Origin of the sequence: Vibrio sp. (assembly GCF_050299255.1) — a bacterium.
GTDB lineage: Bacteria > Pseudomonadota > Gammaproteobacteria > Enterobacterales > Vibrionaceae > Vibrio.
The window spans coordinates 10987-28878 of sequence record NZ_JBNKVP010000027.1; the positions used below are offsets into that span (position 1 = coordinate 10987).

General features: G+C 48.3%; 17 protein-coding genes and 1 pseudogene. 9 read left to right on the forward strand and 9 right to left on the reverse strand.

Translation table 11 applies throughout. From position 1 onward, the window contains the following. The first annotated feature begins 102 nt into the window (after positions 1–102). Genes acsA through ACQY6F_RS09465 form a run of 4 tightly spaced genes read left to right on the forward strand, consistent with a single transcriptional unit; the run spans position 103 to position 5339 of the window. A complete protein-coding gene (acsA, locus tag ACQY6F_RS09450; RefSeq protein ID WP_428773911.1) occupies positions 103–1821 on the forward strand; it encodes an acetate--CoA ligase in 1719 nt (572 codons plus the stop codon). Continuing rightward, positions 1818–3845, forward strand: a complete 2028-nt coding sequence (pdhA, locus tag ACQY6F_RS09455; protein ID WP_428773912.1) for a pyruvate dehydrogenase (acetyl-transferring) E1 component subunit alpha — start codon at positions 1818–1820, stop codon at positions 3843–3845. Before acsA ends, pdhA begins: the two co-directional genes overlap by 4 nt. Further along, entirely contained in the window at positions 3838–5097 is a 1260-nt protein-coding gene (locus tag ACQY6F_RS09460) for a dihydrolipoamide acetyltransferase family protein (protein WP_428773914.1), read from the forward strand. Before pdhA ends, ACQY6F_RS09460 begins: the two co-directional genes overlap by 8 nt. Then, a complete protein-coding gene (locus ACQY6F_RS09465; protein WP_428773916.1) occupies positions 5094–5339 on the forward strand; it encodes an acyl carrier protein in 246 nt (81 codons plus the stop codon). Before ACQY6F_RS09460 ends, ACQY6F_RS09465 begins: the two co-directional genes overlap by 4 nt. A 35-nt stretch (positions 5340–5374) precedes the next feature. Here the strand turns inward: ACQY6F_RS09465 and ACQY6F_RS09470 are convergent, their stop codons facing one another. Further along, positions 5375–6298 carry a GlxA family transcriptional regulator gene (locus ACQY6F_RS09470; RefSeq protein ID WP_428773917.1) on the reverse strand — a complete coding sequence of 308 codons (924 nt, stop codon included), beginning with the start codon at positions 6296–6298 and terminating at the stop codon, positions 5375–5377. 103 nt (positions 6299–6401) lie between these two features. Here ACQY6F_RS09470 and ACQY6F_RS09475 point away from each other — a divergent pair, with 103 nt between their 5' ends. The 5 genes from ACQY6F_RS09475 (at position 6402) to ACQY6F_RS09495 (ending at position 9271) form a co-directional block, all read left to right on the forward strand. After that, positions 6402–6920 (forward strand): cysteine hydrolase family protein, encoded by a 519-nt coding sequence (locus tag ACQY6F_RS09475; protein ID WP_428773918.1) that lies wholly within the window; start codon positions 6402–6404, stop codon positions 6918–6920. A 461-nt stretch (positions 6921–7381) separates the two neighbouring features. After that, on the forward strand, positions 7382–8182 hold the full coding sequence (locus tag ACQY6F_RS09480; RefSeq protein WP_428773919.1) for a hypothetical protein: 801 nt from the start codon (positions 7382–7384) through the stop codon (positions 8180–8182). Beyond that, positions 8179–8361 carry a hypothetical protein gene (locus ACQY6F_RS09485; protein ID WP_428773920.1) on the forward strand — a complete coding sequence of 61 codons (183 nt, stop codon included), beginning with the start codon at positions 8179–8181 and terminating at the stop codon, positions 8359–8361. The genes ACQY6F_RS09480 and ACQY6F_RS09485 overlap by 4 nt, the downstream gene beginning before the upstream one ends. Before the next feature lie 34 nt (positions 8362–8395). After that, positions 8396–9073, forward strand: coding sequence for a hypothetical protein (locus ACQY6F_RS09490; RefSeq protein ID WP_428773921.1), 678 nt, complete (start codon positions 8396–8398; stop codon positions 9071–9073). A 12-nt stretch (positions 9074–9085) separates the two neighbouring features. Further along, the gene (locus tag ACQY6F_RS09495; protein ID WP_428773947.1) at positions 9086–9271 is read left to right on the forward strand and encodes a KTSC domain-containing protein; all 186 of its coding nucleotides are present in this window, start codon (positions 9086–9088) and stop codon (positions 9269–9271) included. A gap of 193 nt (positions 9272–9464) precedes the next feature. On the opposite strand, the gene ACQY6F_RS09500 is transcribed toward ACQY6F_RS09495, so the two are convergent. The 8 genes and pseudogenes from ACQY6F_RS09500 to ACQY6F_RS09535 all read right to left on the reverse strand — a co-directional run bounded on the left by ACQY6F_RS09500 (position 9465) and on the right by ACQY6F_RS09535 (position 17892). Then, positions 9465–10136 (reverse strand): 2OG-Fe(II) oxygenase, encoded by a 672-nt coding sequence (locus tag ACQY6F_RS09500; protein WP_428773922.1) that lies wholly within the window; start codon positions 10134–10136, stop codon positions 9465–9467. Positions 10137–10723: 587 nt separating this feature from the next. Continuing rightward, entirely contained in the window at positions 10724–11086 is a 363-nt protein-coding gene (locus ACQY6F_RS09505; RefSeq protein ID WP_428773923.1) for a nuclear transport factor 2 family protein, read from the reverse strand. A gap of 85 nt (positions 11087–11171) precedes the next feature. Next, on the reverse strand, positions 11172–13526 hold the full coding sequence (locus ACQY6F_RS09510; RefSeq protein WP_428773925.1) for a fatty acid cis/trans isomerase: 2355 nt from the start codon (positions 13524–13526) through the stop codon (positions 11172–11174). Between the two features lie 557 nt (positions 13527–14083). Continuing rightward, a pseudogene (ribB, locus tag ACQY6F_RS09515) lies at positions 14084–14680 on the reverse strand (3,4-dihydroxy-2-butanone-4-phosphate synthase); the annotation flags it as partial. A 46-nt stretch (positions 14681–14726) separates the two neighbouring features. Further along, a complete protein-coding gene (locus ACQY6F_RS09520) occupies positions 14727–15317 on the reverse strand; it encodes an NUDIX hydrolase (RefSeq protein WP_428773926.1) in 591 nt (196 codons plus the stop codon). 49 nt (positions 15318–15366) lie between these two features. Then, positions 15367–15756, reverse strand: a complete 390-nt coding sequence (pcaC, locus tag ACQY6F_RS09525) for a 4-carboxymuconolactone decarboxylase (RefSeq protein ID WP_428773928.1) — start codon at positions 15754–15756, stop codon at positions 15367–15369. Positions 15757–15837: 81 nt separating this feature from the next. Next, positions 15838–17286, reverse strand: coding sequence for an NAD-dependent succinate-semialdehyde dehydrogenase (locus ACQY6F_RS09530; protein WP_428773929.1), 1449 nt, complete (start codon positions 17284–17286; stop codon positions 15838–15840). 93 nt (positions 17287–17379) lie between these two features. Then, entirely contained in the window at positions 17380–17892 is a 513-nt protein-coding gene (locus tag ACQY6F_RS09535) for a flavin reductase family protein (protein WP_428773930.1), read from the reverse strand.

Sequence of the window (17892 nt, forward strand, 5' to 3'; positions counted from 1 at the left end):
TATCTTAACTATGCGATGGACAAACCCCACCCATAAACCATACTTCTAGCATGGTTATCGATTTCATATGCACACGCGTTTGTACCGTGCAAGGCGCCAACTATGGTCAAAACTATTTTTCATCAATCGCTGGCCGATAATGCCAATCTCAATGCGGCCTCCCCTCCCGCCATCACCGGGTTAGTTGGTGGTGGGATCAATATCGGATACGAAGCTCTCGACGGCCACCTCAATCATTCCCTGCGAGATAAACTGGCACTGCGTTGGATCGGCAAAGATGACACTATCGTCGATTTCAGCTATCTAGAACTAAGCCAGCAGACCAGCCGCTTTGCAGATCTGCTTTCACAGCTGGATCTTCCTAGCGGCAGCCGGGTGTTTAGCCTGTCAGGTAGACGGCCTGAACTTTACGTGGCAGCACTCGGCACTTTAAAAGCGGGGGGCGTGTTTACCCCGCTTTTTTCCGCTTTTGGCCCCGAGCCAATCCGCTCGCGAATGGAGATCGGCAGCGCGAATCTGGTGATCACCACTCGCAGCCTATACCGCAAGAAACTGAAAAACTGGTGGCGCGAGCTACCGCACCTGAAAGCGGTTGTGCTGATCGATGGTAACCCGGACGATGAACCCGGCTGCTACGATTACGCGACCTTAATGGCAAACGCCAGCCCTGAGCACCCGTGCGCCGAAACTCAAGCTGAAGATATGGCGCTGCTGCACTTTACCAGCGGAACGACAGGTAAACCCAAGGGGGTTATCCATGTTCATGATGCGGTCAAACATCACATCCGTTCCGCTTACTATGCGCTGGACCTGAAACCCGATGACATCTATTGGTGTACCGCCGACCCCGGCTGGGTAACCGGCACCACTTACGGCATTATTGCGCCGCTTTGTCTGGGCGTGACTACGATTGTCGATGAAGCCGAATTTGATGCTGAGCGCTGGTATCGAATTTTGCAAGATCAGCAAGTGAGCGTGTGGTACACCGCCCCGACCGCGATCCGAATGCTGATGAAAAATGGCGACGCGTTGCCAAAACAGTATGATCTTTCCCGCCTGCGCTATATGGCCAGTGTTGGTGAACCGCTCAACCCGGAAGCGGTGGAATGGAGTGAAAAGGTACTGGGTATGCCATTTCATGACAACTGGTGGCAAACCGAAACCGGCGGCATCATGATTGCCAATGTCCCCAGCTTACCGATCAAACCCGGCTCGATGGGTAAACCCCTGCCGGGTATTGTGGCCAATATTATCACCGCCACCAGCGACGGCGAATTTGAGATTGAAAGCGAGCCGATGCAAGTGGGGGAACTGGCGCTTCAAATCGGTTGGCCCTCGATGTTTCGCGGTTATCTGAATCAACCGGAGAAATACCAGTCCTGTTTTGCCGGCGAATGGTATCTCAGTGGCGATCTGGCAATGAAAGATGAAGACGGCTATTTCTGGTTCGTCGGTCGCAAAGACGACCTGATCAAATCGTCCGGCCATTTGATCGGCCCGTTCGAAGTCGAAAGCGTACTGATGGAACACCCCGCAGTGAGCGAAGTCGGCGTTATCGGCGTGCCTGACCCGGTCGCCGGGCAGATAGTCAAAGCCTATGTGGCCCTGAAACCTAATTTTTCAGCCGATGAAACGCTGCAACAGGACTTGCTTGCCTTAGCGCGCAAACGCCTGGGCGCAGCGGTGGCACCAAAAGAAATCGCCTTTCGTCAGAACCTGCCCAAAACCCGCAGTGGCAAAATTATGCGCCGCTTACTGAAAGCAAGAGAACTGGGCCTGCCGGAAGGCGACATTTCGACCTTGGAGAGCGATGAACAATGAACCCTAGACTCCATATCAACCGACAACACTTACTCGGCCAGCTCGAGCAGATGCTGCGTATCCGCCGTTTTGAAGAGAAATGCGCAGAGCTGTATACGATGGAAAAAATCCGTGGCTTTCTTCACCTCTACATCGGTGAGGAGGCGATTGCAACCGGAGTGATGGCGGCGTTAAGTGAACAGGATCAGGTCGTAGCGACTTATCGGGAGCACGGCCATGCATTGGCCCGCGGTATGAGCATGGGCAGCGTACTGGCTGAAATGTTTGGCCGCAGTAATGGCTGCAGCCGCGGCCGCGGCGGCTCTATGCACCTGTTCGATAAAAACCTCAATTTTTTCGGTGGTAACGCCATTGTCGGTGGTGGCTTACCGCTGGCCACCGGACTGGCGATGGCCAACAAGAAAATGCAGCGCGACGCCATTGCCGTCTGCTTCTTTGGTGAAGGCGCGGTAGCTGAAGGTGAGTTTCATGAAAGCCTGAACTTAGCCGCGCTGTGGCAACTGCCGGTGCTGTTCGTCTGTGAAAACAACCGCTATGCGATGGGCACCGCCCTGGCGCTGTCGGAATCAGAAACCAATATTGCCAACAAAGCCCGTAGCTACGGCATCGAAAGCGCCCAGGTCGATGGCATGAATGTGGTCGATGTCGAAGCCGCTGCCTGCAATGCAGTCGATTACATACGCGAACATCAGCGGCCATTCTTTATTGAATGCCAGACCTACCGTTTCCGCGGTCACTCCAGTTTCGACCCTCAGCTTTATCGTGACAAAGAAGAAATTGCCCAGTGGGAAGAGAAAGGTCCGGTCAAGCTGCTGATCCAGTGGCTGCAGAAAAACAGCCACTTCCAGGATCAGGAACTCTCCGCCATTGAAGCCAAAGTGGCCCAGGAAATTGCCGATGCCGAGGCCTTTGCCGAAGCGGGAGAATGGGAACCGGTCGAACAGCTGACCCGGTTTGTCTACAGCCCGGGCACAGAGCCGCCGCCAGCGACTGTCCCTACCAGCCAGACACCGGCCACGCTCACTTACCGCGCGGCACTGCGAGAAGGGCTGCGGGATGCGCTGCAAAGCGATTCACGTATATTCCTGATGGGTGAAGATGTCGGCCACTACGGCGGCTGTTACGCCGTTAGCAAAGGCTTGCTGGATGAGTTTGGCAAACAGCAAATCATCGATACCCCGCTGTGCGAATCTGGCTTTGTCGGCGTCGGCATTGGCGCAGCTCTTGGTGGTATGCGGCCAATTATCGAAGTGATGACGGTCAACTTCAGCCTGCTCGCGATGGATCAAATCGTCAATAGCGCCGCGACCCTGCTGCATATGTCCGGCGGCCAGTTTAACGTACCGGTGGTGATCCGGATGGCCTGCGGCGCCGGCAAACAGCTCGCCGCCCAGCACTCGCACAGCTGGGAGAACTTGTACGCCCACGTACCCGGGCTAAAAGTGCTCAGCCCGGCAACCCATAACGATGCCCGATATATGCTTAGCCAGGCATTAGCCGATCCGGATCCGGTGCTGATCTTTGAACACGTGATGCTGCTTAATGAAGACGGCCCCGTTAGTGATACCCCTGACGCACCAATGGACAAAGCACTGGTTCGCCGCGCCGGCAATGACATCACCCTGATCACCTACGGCGGCAACCTGGCCAAAACCCTGCAAGCGGCCAAGCAGCTGGAAGTGAACGGCATCGATGCAGAAGTGATTGACCTTCGCTCGCTGAGACCACTCGATACCGAAACCATTGTCGCCAGCATCGCCAAAACCCACCGGGCGGTAGTGATTGATGAAGGCTGGTATAGCGGCAGCCTGGCCGGTGAAGTCAGCGCGGTCATTATGGAGCAAGCCTTCTGGCATCTGGATGCGCCGGTCGCCCGGGTTTGCAGCGAGGAAGTGCCTATTCCATACCCGCAGCACCTTGAGCAAGCCGCCATTCCTCAGAGTGACAAAATCGTCCGCGCCGCTAAGGCCACATTAATGACACCCGATTGGCAAAGCGAGGGAGGAAAATCGGCTCATGGCTAACAGTAATCGCACTCTCATCGATATCACCATGCCGTCACTCGGCGCGGATATGAGTGACGGTACACTGCTCGAGTGGCGGGTAAAACCCGGCGATCGGGTGGAAAAAGGCGATATTATTGCGGTGATCGAAACCAACAAAGGTGCGATAGAGATGGAATCTTTCCATCAGGGTGTGATCTCAGAATTGCTGGTTGAGCCTGAGATCAAACTGCCTGTCGGCAGCGTGTTGGCGCGAATGGAATCCGATAGCCCGGTTACTGCAACGCTGGATTCAACCGGATCCGTTACACCAATCCGGCAACCCACCCCTGAGTCTGCCGCGCCACCTCAGCCTAGCGCCGAGGTAGCAGCCAAAGAGGCAAGTCCGGTTATCACGCCAAGCCAGCAGACAACTTACACCGCACCACCAAAATCTGACCGGCAATGGGCCTCTCCGATGGCGCGCAAAAACGCTTACTTAGCCGGCATCGATCTCACTGCCCTGTCCGGCAGTGGACCACAGGGTGCAGTGTTACTGCGTGATTTGGACGGCAAAGTCAGTTCGCGCCCTAAAGAAGCGATTACTGAGGTGGACTCAGCCAAGCCGGGTATGTCACCAATGCGCCAGGCGATCAGCGATGCGATGAGTCGCTCAAAGCGGGAGATCCCCCATTACTATCTCTCATTGGAGATCAACCTGACCAAAGCTCAGCAATGGCTCAGCGAACAAAACCAGACGCGTGAGCCTGAGCAGCGTCTATTGCTGCCCGCCCTGCTGCTCCGCGCCATCGCAGATCAGCTAACCCGTTTTGCCGACCTGAACGGTTTTTACCATGACGGCCATTTCAGCCCTGCCGCTGAAGTCAATATCGGCAATACCATCAGCCTGCGCGAGGGCGGGCTGGTTATCCCGGCCATTCTTGATGCCGATCAGTTAACGCTGGACCAAATTATGGATGCCCTGCGCGACTTGGCCGAACGCGGCCGGCGCGGTCGACTGCGCAGCACCGAAGTCAGCGCCGGTACGATTACCGTCACCAGTATTGGCGAGCGCGGCGCAGACAGCATTACCGGCGTCATCTATCCGCCGCAAGTGGCCATCATCGGCTTAGGACGGCTGCGCCAGGTGCCGGTGGTTAACGACGGAGAAATTGCAATAGGCGAAGTGATGACAGTAACCCTGGCCGCCGACCACAGAGTCAGTGACGGTATTACCGGCGCGCGCTTTCTGCATGCTGTGGCCAAACAACTGCAACGTCCGGAGGATCTATGAACAACAATAATATTCCCGCCATTATCGCCGATGCGATCAAGCACATTGCCCCGGAAGTTGAGATGGACGAAATCGATCTGGACGAAGATCTGCGCGAAGAGTGCGACCTCGACTCGATGGACTTTTTAAACCTGCTCGCCTCGCTAAAAAAAACCACCGGCGTCAGCATCCCGGAAAGCGACTACCCCAAAGTGCGCAGCTACAACCAGCTGCAGGCTTATTTGCAACAGCATGGTCAGTAGTGTTTATCAGTAGCTGGTGACTAGTCACTTACCTTCTACTCAGCTGCGGAAAATCGCCGGCGAAATTCTACCGGTGTTAATCCCATCACTTTAACAAATACCTTACGACACGCGCTGGCATCCTGATAACCAACCTGTATCGCGATTTGCTCAAACGACTGGCGACTGGTCTCCAGCAACTCACACGCTTTCTGAATCCTTACCCGCTGAAGATAATGGTTGGGATTAAACCCGGTCGCTTTGATGAATCTGCGCTGCAACGTGCGCTCGGTGGTGTTCACTCTTTTCGCCAGCGCAGTTACCGAGATCGGCTGGGCGTACGATTGGTTAATCCACTGCTGGAGTTCAATGATGCCCTGATCGCCGTGCAGATAAGAGGGCTGAAACTGTTGATAATAACGCTGCTCGCGTGGCGCAGTATCAATCACCAGCATTTTGCCCAGTTGACGCATCACCGCAGCAGAGGTGTATCTGGCCACTAGCTCCAGGGCAAGATCCAGCCAGGACATCATGCCCCCCGCGCTTAACACGTCGCCATAGTCAATTAGTAGCTTATTGGTATCTAACGTTTGTACCGGGAAACGGCCTCGAAAGCTGTCTGCCAATCCCCAGTGCGTAGTCAATGTTCGTCCACCAGCAATACCTGAGGCGGCCAGAATAAACGCCCCGGCACACGCGGAAGCAATAACGCCACCTTGCTGATACTGCCGGCGTAACCCCTCCAGCGCTGTTGCATCAGGCGCAAGATAAAACCCGCTGTTGATCGCTGGCGGCAGCAACACCACTTTGAAGCAAGGTTGTGGCTCAGAGAAGTGCTCAAATATGGTCGGGACAAATTGCACTTCAACCGACAGTTCCATACAGACCCGGTTGGCCATCAGAAACAGCTCTTCCAGCCCATACACAGCAGACTTTAACGAATAAGGATAACGGTAGATTCCAATGGTGATGGAATGCATATTGAATGTCGGATTTAGACTGAATTATGTCATTTTAGACTCTGATATCAATTAGGCAAGCGGCGCATACTGGACACATCCAATCGCAATCCGGAGAAATAACATGAGCCACAAAGCACTACTTATCATCGATCTGCAAAACGACTACTTCCCCAACGGAAAATTTCCGCTCTGGAATACAGCCGTGACTCTCAACAACATTAAAGCGGCGATTAGTAACGCCAATGCCCAAGGCATCCCGGTGATCCACGTGCAGCACCTTGCCAATCCGGCGGCAGGTATCGCGCCATTTTTTAATCGGGGAACATCAGGGGCAGAGATTCACGCCGACATCATGGCCGCGGCGCCAAGCGGAGAAATAGTGGTGAAAACCTTTGCCGATGCATTTGAACAAACCAACCTGAACGAAGTACTGGAAAAACATGGTATTGACGAGTTACTCATCTGCGGCATGATGACCCAGAACTGCGTCACCCACACGGCGATTTCAAAAGCAGCCGAAAAATATCATGTGTCCGTCTTAACGGATTGCTGCACCACCGTAGACGAAATGATTCACAACATTGCGTTGAACGCCCTGGGCACTCGGGTTTCGCTGGTCAGTTCTGATCAAGCGCTTTAACCATAAAACTAAAGGCTTGCTGATATCAGCAAGCCTTGAGATTTCCATAGAAACAAATGAACTGTACTCCAAATTTGGAGAAATATTTCAATGCTGTTAATAATCGTAACTCACACTAAGTACATATATGGTTAGTATCAATTATTGGCATATTTGAATCAAAACATTCTACAAAGTAACTTACCTGTATATCAATGAAATTAAATGTGTCTTGATACGCATGGTAATTATTCGTTACTAATCATCCCTCTCAATTTTATATAAGCTTCCCAGCAATAGAATTTGGGTACTCGCAAAAACAAAGTACTTCATATCGAACTGTTCAATTAACAAAGTAGAATAAAGAAGCATTTCTGCATTCATATTGGTAAAAGAAACTTCGCCGTTCTAAAAATTATAAGCCCACTGAAAAACCGATCTCTCACATTACAATCTAAAAACTTCTATATTTAAGGAACACAATGAAAAATTTTACACTCCTCTTACTATTTTCGGCTATTACATTGATATCCAGTCATACTCGTGCAACAGAAAAATGGTCAAGCATCGAAGCTTACCGTTCTGGACATATTGTTGAATGGAATGGAAATACCTATATAGCATCACACTGGAGCCAGGGAACGGAACCTGAGCCCAATGATATCAATTGGGATGGATGGATTCTAATTGACGAAAATAATTTGCAAGAGTGGCTTCCTAATAAAACATATCAAGGTGGCACTATCGTTAACATCAATGAACAATATTTTTTAGCTAAGTGGTGGAACCAAAACCAATACCCGGAGAACTCGGACGCATGGCAACACCTAAATGATATACAGCTCTCTAATGAGGAAGATCCCGAACCACGTGAGAACGATACTGTTGCTGGAATTGATAAAAACAACAATGGGATTCGTGATGATTACGAGAGAAACATTTTTAAGAATTACGCCTCTCCTGAAATGCAACAAATTGCTATTTCAGCAGGACATGAATGGCAAAAGCTTATCGAGAGACCTACAGATAAAACTGAAGTAACCAAAGGTGAGGCTAGCCGCACTTTTAGTAACTTGATCTCATTGCGCCGTTGCTTCACTGAACTGCGAAGAAAAGATCCGACCTTTGAGACTCCAACACAATTTTACTTCAATACACTTGAGCGAGCAGCGGCAAAACGAAATGCTGAAGCATCACTCGCGCGCGTGTTAGGCGACGACTATTCCAAAATTGATTTTCCTGAAAAACCGTGTGGTACCTTAGCTACGAGGGCGCTGAAATGAAAAAGTTACTTGCCCTAGCATTAACATTTGGTGCTCCTTTTAATGCCAATGCTACACAGTGGTGTGAGCAAAACGTTGATAAATTGCAGCTGTTCTATGTAAACGGTATATACACCACAGCTAGCTCTTTTTTCGAAAACCTAAAATCATTAGAAAAGGTTCCAAGAAGGATATCTTAACTCGTATGTGAGCAACGGCGCTGTCAGAGGCTCTTTGAATACATTAGAATTTCCTACAGACCAACTTATTGAAGTCGCAAAGCATAAATATGAGGATATGGATAACTATGGCAAGGAATACCAGCTAATCACAAGTATTATTGGTGGGTATATCACGGAGCTTTCATCAGAACAGTACTCAGTTATCACACCAGTTTTACAAGATATTATTTCGATAATGCCAAACGAAGGAGTTGCTAGTGAACAAGATTATAAATTTGCTCGAGATCTTCTTGAATCTACATTAAGAAGTTGTGCTCGAACAATATTAGTCGGCCACTCTCAAGGCAACTTTTACGCAAATTCACTATTAAACGACGTCACTACCTCATTCAAATACTATGACGGTATATCTTTGAAAGACTTCCAAATGTTGGGTTACATGGGAATAGCAAGCCCATCAAGTTCGGTTGGTGGTCAGTTTGGCGATGAAAATCCCGAGTTGGTGGGTGTACTTACCAATGACAATGATGTCGTAATGGCAGCAGTAAGAAACCTCTTTGGAGCTTTACCTGCAAACTATTCAGCAATCGAAAACTATGTCGATTCATCGGGTCACAGATTAATCGATTCATATCTAGAGTCGCAAGGTCAAGCAAATGTAATAGCAAATGGCATGCTGGACATTGCTAAAAACCGAACACCAAGGCCTATGTTTGAACAGCACCCTTAGTCTTCATCAGCCATTTCTCACATTGGCTACTCAGCCGTAAGTAGGTTATTAGATATTCGTTTTGAAAACGGCGGAGGCTATCGTTATTCAGGAGTGAATAATTCAATATGGAATAGTTTCTACTACTCGACATCACATGGTACTTACTTCAACAAATACATTCGCGGGAAATACGCTTCCGCGAAGATTGAATATTAGATCACGGGTGATGATTCATACCACTTCACTAGATGAACTTTGGTATCATAAGCCCATTAAGGTTCGTTCTATGATAAAGTGCTATGTGAAAGCGGCGACTATTAAAGAATTAATACCACCCTCAACGGCATATTTATAGCACGACATTAAGTTTGTCTGATAACTCCCCCTTGTTATCAGACAAACGCATAAATTACCTAGGCGGATCGATTCTATTGTCTATTGAAGTATTCACCCGGAACCAGCCGGCTACTGAATATCTGTCTCTGGTTGCGGGTAATACCTCGTGGGGGAATTCTTCACTGAGAAACACCACTACGGTACCGTACAAAGGCACGACTTTGATACCTTCACGATCTTGGTCATCTTTATATAATACGATTTCACCACCATCACTGTTTCCCCAGGAAGGATTCAAATAGGTAACGACAGACAAAACCCGGTTTGCCTCACCCCGAAACGCATCATAATGCCTTTTGTAGTAAGCGCCTGGCGCATAGTGTGCAAAATGGCTTTCAAAAGAAAACAGCCCCAGAAAAAGCCTTTGGTTTAAAAAACGCTGCAATCTGGATGTCCAATCTATCCACTTGCTGCCGGCTTCCGATTCGCCCGTAATCCAACAGATTTCATCGGTTCTGACAAACTCGGTTTTCAGGAAGTCTTCACCACGTCCAATTCCGGCATCAGCGTATTTATTTGCATTTAAATTTTGCTGATGCGAATACAAGGAAAATGTTATGTCCTCTGGCAGCGCACAGGGCTGAATGCTATACCCTTGCTTTACTAAATCATCAGCGATTTTTCCAAATAGCGTTTCATCAACTGAATCTCCACCATTAGTTTTGAGATAACTTTTTATAGCCATCGACTATTGTTTTCAACCTTTTCAAATATAATGCAACGCAATAGAACTGCTTAACGCTGCATTAAGGTGCGAGCTATGCTACCACCATACCTAAACGAGTAAGCCTTATCCTCAAAAGCCAACCTTGATATCAGAGTGTCAGGGGTTGAAATTCACTTATAAGTGCTTTGTTGTGTTGAAACTATTTGTTTGTATTGACTAAATTCTAAAGCTGATGGAACTGCTTTTTTGTTCAATTCTCCCGTTAAAAAATGGTAATTGCACCAAATTGTAGTGGGGCAGAATTTACTCCTTAAGCATAACCCTGTCCATAAAAAGAAGCGCTATATTTTGTTCGTATCAAATCTGGCCCAAAGAATATCTTTATTATTAAATTTCAATATCTTAATAATATATAGGTGCAATAAGCATGCAAAGATCACCGAAAAATGCTGCACTATGCTTGAACCCCAAGGCAGAAGGTATTCTCTGTGCTGCCCATTATCGAAGCTCATCGTTAGGGAGAAGATTGGGGGATACCGCGAGCTAGTCTGGTAACGATTAGCTTGAGTCGAGTGTGTGGCCGTCTCTTCTCGGCACTACTGTTGCTAGTTAAACGCCGACTGCCACTGTACGGTATCGATAAACCAACGCTCTTCGTATATTTTGTTGCCTTTAAACTTGAACAGGATAGCCAGTTGTGAAGCATCAATCGTTGCTGACTTCCAATCGACCAACGAAACCACTTCATTTTGTCCTTCAAGTTGTCTGACTTGGGTGATTTCGAAACCCGGAGGCAACATCACTGCAAGATTATCTAGCACCGAACGGAATTCATGTCGCCCATTCAAAGCATCGTTTTGCCCGGGCATGATGAACACCATATCATCGGTATAATCTGATACCAAAGCATCAAAATCACCTCGGCCGAGGCTATCCCAACCGCGGCTTACTATCTCAGATAAGCTCATTGCTGTTACTCCAAAGTTTATTCATACCAATTAACTATAGGAGTGCAGGCAATAAACCGGTAACTATCAGGGTGAGCTCTTTTCGCTAGCGGTTTTCAAACCGGTTGTAATCCAACAGGCCGAACTCTATCGGCTGATCCTGTTGGTACCATTGATGCACTTTGTCGCTAAATGACCAAAAGTCAGGGGAGCTGCGGCGAACTGCGAACCGATCAAGGAGCTTAACGTAGGATTCCTCCCCATCTAGATTACTTAAGCGCTGGACCAGTTCTGGGATTTCCGACTCTTTAAGGCTCAGATAGGCTGCCGGGTAGCTTCCTAGCACCCCTCGTACGATGGTGAGCGTGTCTTTTTCAGGGACGCGATTTTGCTCTTCATCAAACAGGCTGTAGATATTTTTGTGGGCAGCGTTATGGATTAAGGTAAATAGCTGCGGCTGAACTGAATTAGATTCAATCATCAACATCATGATCTCGGGTATCGGCAGTATCCCAGCCCCCTGAATGGTATTGATGCTATTTAGTAGCTGTTCATTTTCACGGCTAAAACCGGTATCGACGATGTCGTAACGTGAACTGAGGATGGGCTTCACCCTCTCCCTGAGTTGATCGAACAGCTCCGATTTAGGATCATCGCTGCTGTACTCTACGTTGCTCGGCTCATCAAAAGGCTCAACGTTGCGCAGCAAAAATTCGGTGAAGTAGGCGGTCTGATCCTGATACCAGCTGGATAATTCCTGATGGCGCATATCCCGAGGTAATAATGCGACAAAGTTACTTTCTCCCTCCAAACGCAAGAAGTCCATAAACATACGGGTGACCAACTGATGACCAAAATTGCCATAAACATCGAAGCCCGCAACCAACAGATAGTGGATGCGTTCCAGCAGCGGGTAGTCGATAACCCAGGCCGTTTTCGGCTTATCGCCGACTAACCCCTGAGCCACCGATGCACTGTCAAAATGACGGAAGATCGTCAGGGCAGCATTAGGGTTTGTCCCCTCTCCCGACCAGATCAGATTGGTGGTCAGGTAATGGCCGTTTTTGAACTGACGTTGTACAAATTCAGACTTAGCCTGTAAATAATTGGCCTGATGGGACGCGTAGCTCACCCAAGTGGAAATTGGGCGTATGGTATCTTCCCGCTCGGCCGGCAGTTTTAAATTATCTGTCTGTGAGCGATAAAACTCATTCACCTCTGGCAGGTCACTTTCATCCGGGTCGAGGAAAAACACCCAGAAATGATCGTTGATCACATTCAGCGCCAACTGCCCGCGACATACCGGGCCTTTGATAAAGGCCATAATGGTATTTTGCGCGTTATCCAGCATGAACTTGTATCGGGCTTTTACCGGCAAATCAAAAAATGCGCTCATAGGGTTGGCAGCCACTTCAGGTTGGTAACTCGGCAACTGTTCAACCTGGTAATCGGCGTCAATAAACCAGGCTTTCCAGGACTTAAGACGGTTGTCATTCAGCGCATACGGCATATGGGTTTTATCGACAATCGTGGCTTGTTCGGGAATTAAACGATAGTAAACGCGGTCAACTTCTGGGTCATCATAAGGACGGCGGGTGCTGATACGTTGCACCGGCTGCCCCGGAGGAGTGGCGGACCGTACCAGAGTAAAAAACCTTGGTGTTTCATTCAGTTCAGAAAAGAAGAGATGGGCGAGAAACAGGTGCTCGTAAATGTAGCGCGCGGCCAACTGGTTCTTAAGGCTATTATGATTCAGCAGCGCTTCATATTTGTTGACCATCCGCTGCTGCACATAGCTCAGCGGAATGTGCTCATTCATCTTTGCGCCGCCTTCCAGCCAGGTCATCAGCGTGTTGTATTCGCGGCTGTTTAAGTTCGGCATACCAAATGGCATTCCCCAGTCGGGATACTTGGCTTCATACGCTTGATGCTCTTCAACCGTCGGGCACTGCTGATCCCGGTAGATTGAGAAATCAAATCCTTCCAGTTGAGTTTGATCTGGCAATGGATGGCGTTCTTTCTGCCTTAACAGTCTTGCAACCAAACCGGCGTCTAGATTGGCCAAATAGGTTTGATCGCGTTCGTTGAGCACCGGATGAAAGCCCAAATCACGCCACTGCTGAGTGGTCTGCGCATCTTCAAACAGACGAGTGGGCGTGGCGGCAGTGAGCCGGGTACCTTCATAAATTTTGTTTTTGCTTGCCCCGCGGTCGATGCCTTCAGCTGAGGATAATTTTAACTGACAGGGTGCATCATAGCAGGCATGGCAAACCACACAGCGGTTGTCGATAATTGGCCGGACTTTATCCATATAAAACTGGCTTTGCGGCAAATCCCGTGACACCTGACGTTCCTGCACCCGGGAGACGCCAAACAGTTGATCGTAGTTAAAACCAGCGTACACCGTGCAGCCTGAAACCACAGTGACCAGGCAAGCGAATATTAGCGTGCGCAGATTCATATTCATATTCATATAATTTTTAATGTGACCAGCTTTAATTAAAGTTGAAAGTTCAATAAGTTCAATGACAAGTTTGGCCATCTAAGCATGAGAAGAACGGCTTAATCAATACTAACAATCGGGTTACAGACTGGCTAATCTCGGACGTCTGCCAAAAAAATCACCTTGGTGTGGAATGCTATATCCAGCCGTTGGCCATCTGCAATACTATTGGTTTCAGTTTTCATTGTCCGTTTATAGCACCAGTTTATTGGGCATGATTTGAACAGTCGGTATGTCTCGGGAGAGAAAAGACTAACCTAGTGAGTGGTCAATTTAGTATCAGCGTTTACCCAGGAGGTGTAGCTGTCAGAATGGTAAAATACAGATAGTTACGCTTTCAGCATCAGCTATTGTCCTCCCCCTTACCGGTGAAAGTTCAAGAGCGCAATAGACATAGAAAAGAGAGGCTTCAGGAGTATAATTATCAGTCGATCTTCAACTAAGAAAATTGAAACTCTCTCTTAGAATCACACGATTTAGGCGACTTCAGCTACTTCAAGCAACTGATATTTCAATCGGTATTGAACCAAATCTGAAATCAATCCAAGCTTCAATTCGTGTTTCTTAGCAAACACTTCAAGGTCAGGACGCCTTGCCATTGTGCCGTCTTCATTCATGATCTCGACAATCACACTCGCCGGTTCGAAACCAGCTAAATACGCTAGGTCACAACCAGCTTCTGTGTGACCTTCGCGAACCAACACTCCACCATCACGGGCTTTCAAAGGGAAAATGTGCCCCGGGCGAGTTAGATCGGAAGGTTTGGCACCCTTACGAACTGCCGTTTGAACCGTATGGGCACGATCATGGGCAGAAATGCCGGTAGTTACACCCTCGGCAGCTTCAATGGTAATAGTGAAGCCTGTCCCTTGCGGATCGGTGCTGTTCTCGACCATCATAGGTAACTCTAGCTGCTCACAGCGCTCTGCCGTTAACGTTAAGCAGATCAAACCACAGGCATTACGAGCCATAAAGTTAATGTGTTCAGGTGTTACACACTCAGCTGCCATGACTAGATCGCCTTCGTTTTCCCGACCTTCATCATCCATCAGGATCACCATTTTACCCAGGCGGATATCTGCAATGATATCTTCGATGTTACTGATTGCCATTTTATGTCCTCGGTACCGTGAGATTATCTCTTTTTGTTTCAATTACTTAATTCAAGCAAGGATTAACATTGCCAAGTGGGTGAACCAGACCTTGCTCGTAAGACCCTATATACAGACCAAATTGACCATGATCCTCTTCATTTATATAGCGTGTCAGGATTTGGCCTATAGCTGGGTATGTTAACTGGTTCCATGGCAAATCTTCTTTATGTACGAATGACACTTCGGAAGTTTCATCACCAAATGGCTGTACAAAACTAACAAAACGAGCGCGGAAGATGATATAAACCTGATTCATATGGGGAACGCTAAATATCGAATATGGACCCAGCACTTCCACCGATGCTCCGGTTTCTTCTAACACTTCACGAACTGCGGCTTGTTCAGCCGTCTCGCCATTCTCCATAAATCCTGCAGGAAAACTCCACCTACCCAACATCGGCTCAATCGCTCGCTTACCCAGCAGAAACTTGCCTTCATTTTCGATAATACAACCAGCAATAACGGTCGGATTTTGATAGACGATATGCCCACACTTTTGACATACCGGCCTCTCATGGGTATCGCCAGAAGGAACCTGCATAAGGACCTCATTTCCCCCACATTGTGAGCAAAAGTGTATTTTTTTATGTAGCATACCTAACTCCTACCCAATTAACCGTACCTGGTCCTATCGATATTTTTGGTTAAACAGCCTGGCTTGAACGTTCGTACTCATCAATCACTTCCTTCGCAGTTCGGAAAGCATCAATAGCAGCAGGAACCCCACAATATATCGCCGTTTGCAGTAAAACTTCTCGGATCTCCTCCTTACTACAACCGTTATTCAGTGCTCCACGTACGTGAAGCTTCAGCTCATGTGGACGATTTAATGCGGTGATCATCGCAAGGTTAATAATACTGCGTGTTTTTAATGGCAATGTATCCCGACCCCATACCTCACCCCAACAGTACTTAGTGACCAACTCTTGCATCGGCATATTAAAGTCAGTGGCATTATTGATTGAAGCATCAACATAATCTGCACCTAATACCTGACGGCGAATAGCTAAACCTTGCTCAAACTTATCGCTCATAATTCTATCCTTACTAATTAAACTGTTTTCAGAGTCCAAGTATTCAATTTAACGATGTTCCATTTGGTAGACTTAAGCGACCTACAAGCCACCCATCATCACATATTTCGTTTCCAAATAATCGTCAATGCCCTGGCGTGCTCCTTCACGGCCTAAACCCGACTCCTTCACCCCGCCAAATGGGGCGACCTCGGTAGAAATCAGTCCTTCATTAATCCCAACCATGCCTGATTCTAATTCCTCGCTAACACGCCAAGCACGCTGTAAAGATCGAGTGTAAGCATAAGCGGCAAGCCCAGAATCGGTATCGTTAGCGCGGGCAATGACCTCTTCATCGGAACTGAAGCGGAATAGTGCGGCTAGAGGACCAAAAGTTTCCTCCGTTGCTACTCGCATCTCATCCGTCATTTCAGTAAGGATCTGTGGTGGAAAAAAGTTAGTGTCTAGCGTTCGCTCAGCGCCAAATATACGCTTCGCGCCTTTGGCTAAAGCGTCATCAACATGGCTTTGTACTTTGTCCACTGCAGCCTGATTAATCAGTGGGCCAATTGTCGCTCCTGGCTCAAAGCCGTCTGCCATTTTCAATTCTGCTACGCGAGCCACCAGCTTTTGAGCAAACTGATCATAAACAGCATCTTGGACATATAAGCGGTTGGCACACACACAGGTTTGTCCCGCGTTACGGAACTTGGCAATCATGACCCCTTCCACAGCGGCATCCAAATCAGCATCATCAAAGATAATGAATGGCGCGTTGCCCCCTAGCTCGAGTGACATCTTTTTCACCGAGGAAGAAGATTGCTCCATCAACAATTTGCCAATGTTAGTTGAGCCTGTGAAAGAGATTTTCTTTACGATCTTGCTACTGGTTAACGCACCACCAATTTCTACCGCATTACCCGTGATAACACTAAAGAGGCCAGCAGGTAAGCCCGCACGTTCAGCCAATTCTGCTAAAGCCAATGCCGTGAGAGGTGTCTCTGGTGCCGGCTTCAAAACCACAGCGCAGCCAGCAGCAAATGCCGGACCACACTTACGGGTGATCATCGCAGCGGGAAAGTTCCACGGGGTAATAGCACCGACAACTCCGATGGATTCCTTACTCACAACAAGCCGGGAGTTTGGTTTATGGCTAGGGATCACTTCACCATAGGTACGTTTAGCCTCTTCAGCGAACCATTCGATAAAGCTGGCAGCATAAACAATCTCACCTTTTGCTTCCGTAAACGGCTTGCCCTGTTCCGCAGTCAAGATCGTGGCCAGATCGTCTGTGTTTTCGATAATTAACTGATACCAGTTTCGCAATATGGTTGATCGTTCTTTCGCTGTCGTTTTCTTCCAACACTTATGTGCTTTTTCAGCAGCTTCAATGGCAGCGAGCGTGGCTTCCTTTCCCAAGTCAGGCACTGTTGCGATCACATCGCGAGTTGATGGGTTGATAACCGGCACTGTTGCGCCATTTTCGTGATTAACCCATTGGCCTGCGATGTAACATGACTGCTTTAGTAAACTCGAATCCATTAATTTCACGAGTGCTTCCTTATCAAGTTATATTTGACTGTGCCAAGCTACTGCATATCACCCACTGATCTGCCCGCTTAACATGCTTAGTTGTGATGGAGATTATCCCATCTCTGGCAAGCAACCCATCTTGCTTCGGCAGTAAAGAAGTGGGTGTTGTAAGTCAGTATTAGCCAGCTGAGCATTAACCACCTCACCCACTAATATCGCATGGTCACCACCAGGGTAATCATTCCATAACTCGCATTCCAAAACCGCCAGTGCACCTTCAATCACAGGGAGACCGTATTCGCTTTTATTAACCAACAAACCTTCTGCTTTATCGATACCTTTCTTAGCAAACTGATAAGCAACAGCCTGCTGATCGTCAGCCAAAATATGGATAGCAAATTTCTTAGTATCGCGGATTACTGGGTATGAATCCGAGCTAAGGCTTGGGCAGACCAATACCAAAGCAGGATCCATTGACAATGCACTAAACGCGCTGGCGGTAAAACCAACGACATCACCCAAATCGTTGAAGGCCGTAATCACTGTCACGCCTGTCGGGAACTGTCCCATGATGTTTTTGTAGAGGTCAGGTGAGACTGCATTTTTCACTTGTTGTGTAGTCAT

Coding starts and splice junctions, on each gene's coding strand:
- acsA (WP_428773911.1), top strand. CDS start 103: ATGGTCAAAACTATTTTTCATCAATCGCTGGCCGATAATGCCAATCTC.
- pdhA (WP_428773912.1), top strand. CDS start 1,818: ATGAACCCTAGACTCCATATCAACCGACAACACTTACTCGGCCAGCTC.
- ACQY6F_RS09460 (WP_428773914.1), top strand. CDS start 3,838: ATGGCTAACAGTAATCGCACTCTCATCGATATCACCATGCCGTCACTC.
- ACQY6F_RS09465 (WP_428773916.1), top strand. CDS start 5,094: ATGAACAACAATAATATTCCCGCCATTATCGCCGATGCGATCAAGCAC.
- ACQY6F_RS09470 (WP_428773917.1), bottom strand. CDS start 6,298: ATGCATTCCATCACCATTGGAATCTACCGTTATCCTTATTCGTTAAAG.
- ACQY6F_RS09475 (WP_428773918.1), top strand. CDS start 6,402: ATGAGCCACAAAGCACTACTTATCATCGATCTGCAAAACGACTACTTC.
- ACQY6F_RS09480 (WP_428773919.1), top strand. CDS start 7,382: ATGAAAAATTTTACACTCCTCTTACTATTTTCGGCTATTACATTGATA.
- ACQY6F_RS09485 (WP_428773920.1), top strand. CDS start 8,179: ATGAAAAAGTTACTTGCCCTAGCATTAACATTTGGTGCTCCTTTTAAT.
- ACQY6F_RS09500 (WP_428773922.1), bottom strand. CDS start 10,136: ATGGCTATAAAAAGTTATCTCAAAACTAATGGTGGAGATTCAGTTGAT.
- ACQY6F_RS09505 (WP_428773923.1), bottom strand. CDS start 11,086: ATGAGCTTATCTGAGATAGTAAGCCGCGGTTGGGATAGCCTCGGCCGA.
- ACQY6F_RS09510 (WP_428773925.1), bottom strand. CDS start 13,526: ATGAATCTGCGCACGCTAATATTCGCTTGCCTGGTCACTGTGGTTTCA.
- ACQY6F_RS09520 (WP_428773926.1), bottom strand. CDS start 15,317: ATGCTACATAAAAAAATACACTTTTGCTCACAATGTGGGGGAAATGAG.
- pcaC (WP_428773928.1), bottom strand. CDS start 15,756: ATGAGCGATAAGTTTGAGCAAGGTTTAGCTATTCGCCGTCAGGTATTA.
- ACQY6F_RS09535 (WP_428773930.1), bottom strand. CDS start 17,892: ATGACTACACAACAAGTGAAAAATGCAGTCTCACCTGACCTCTACAAA.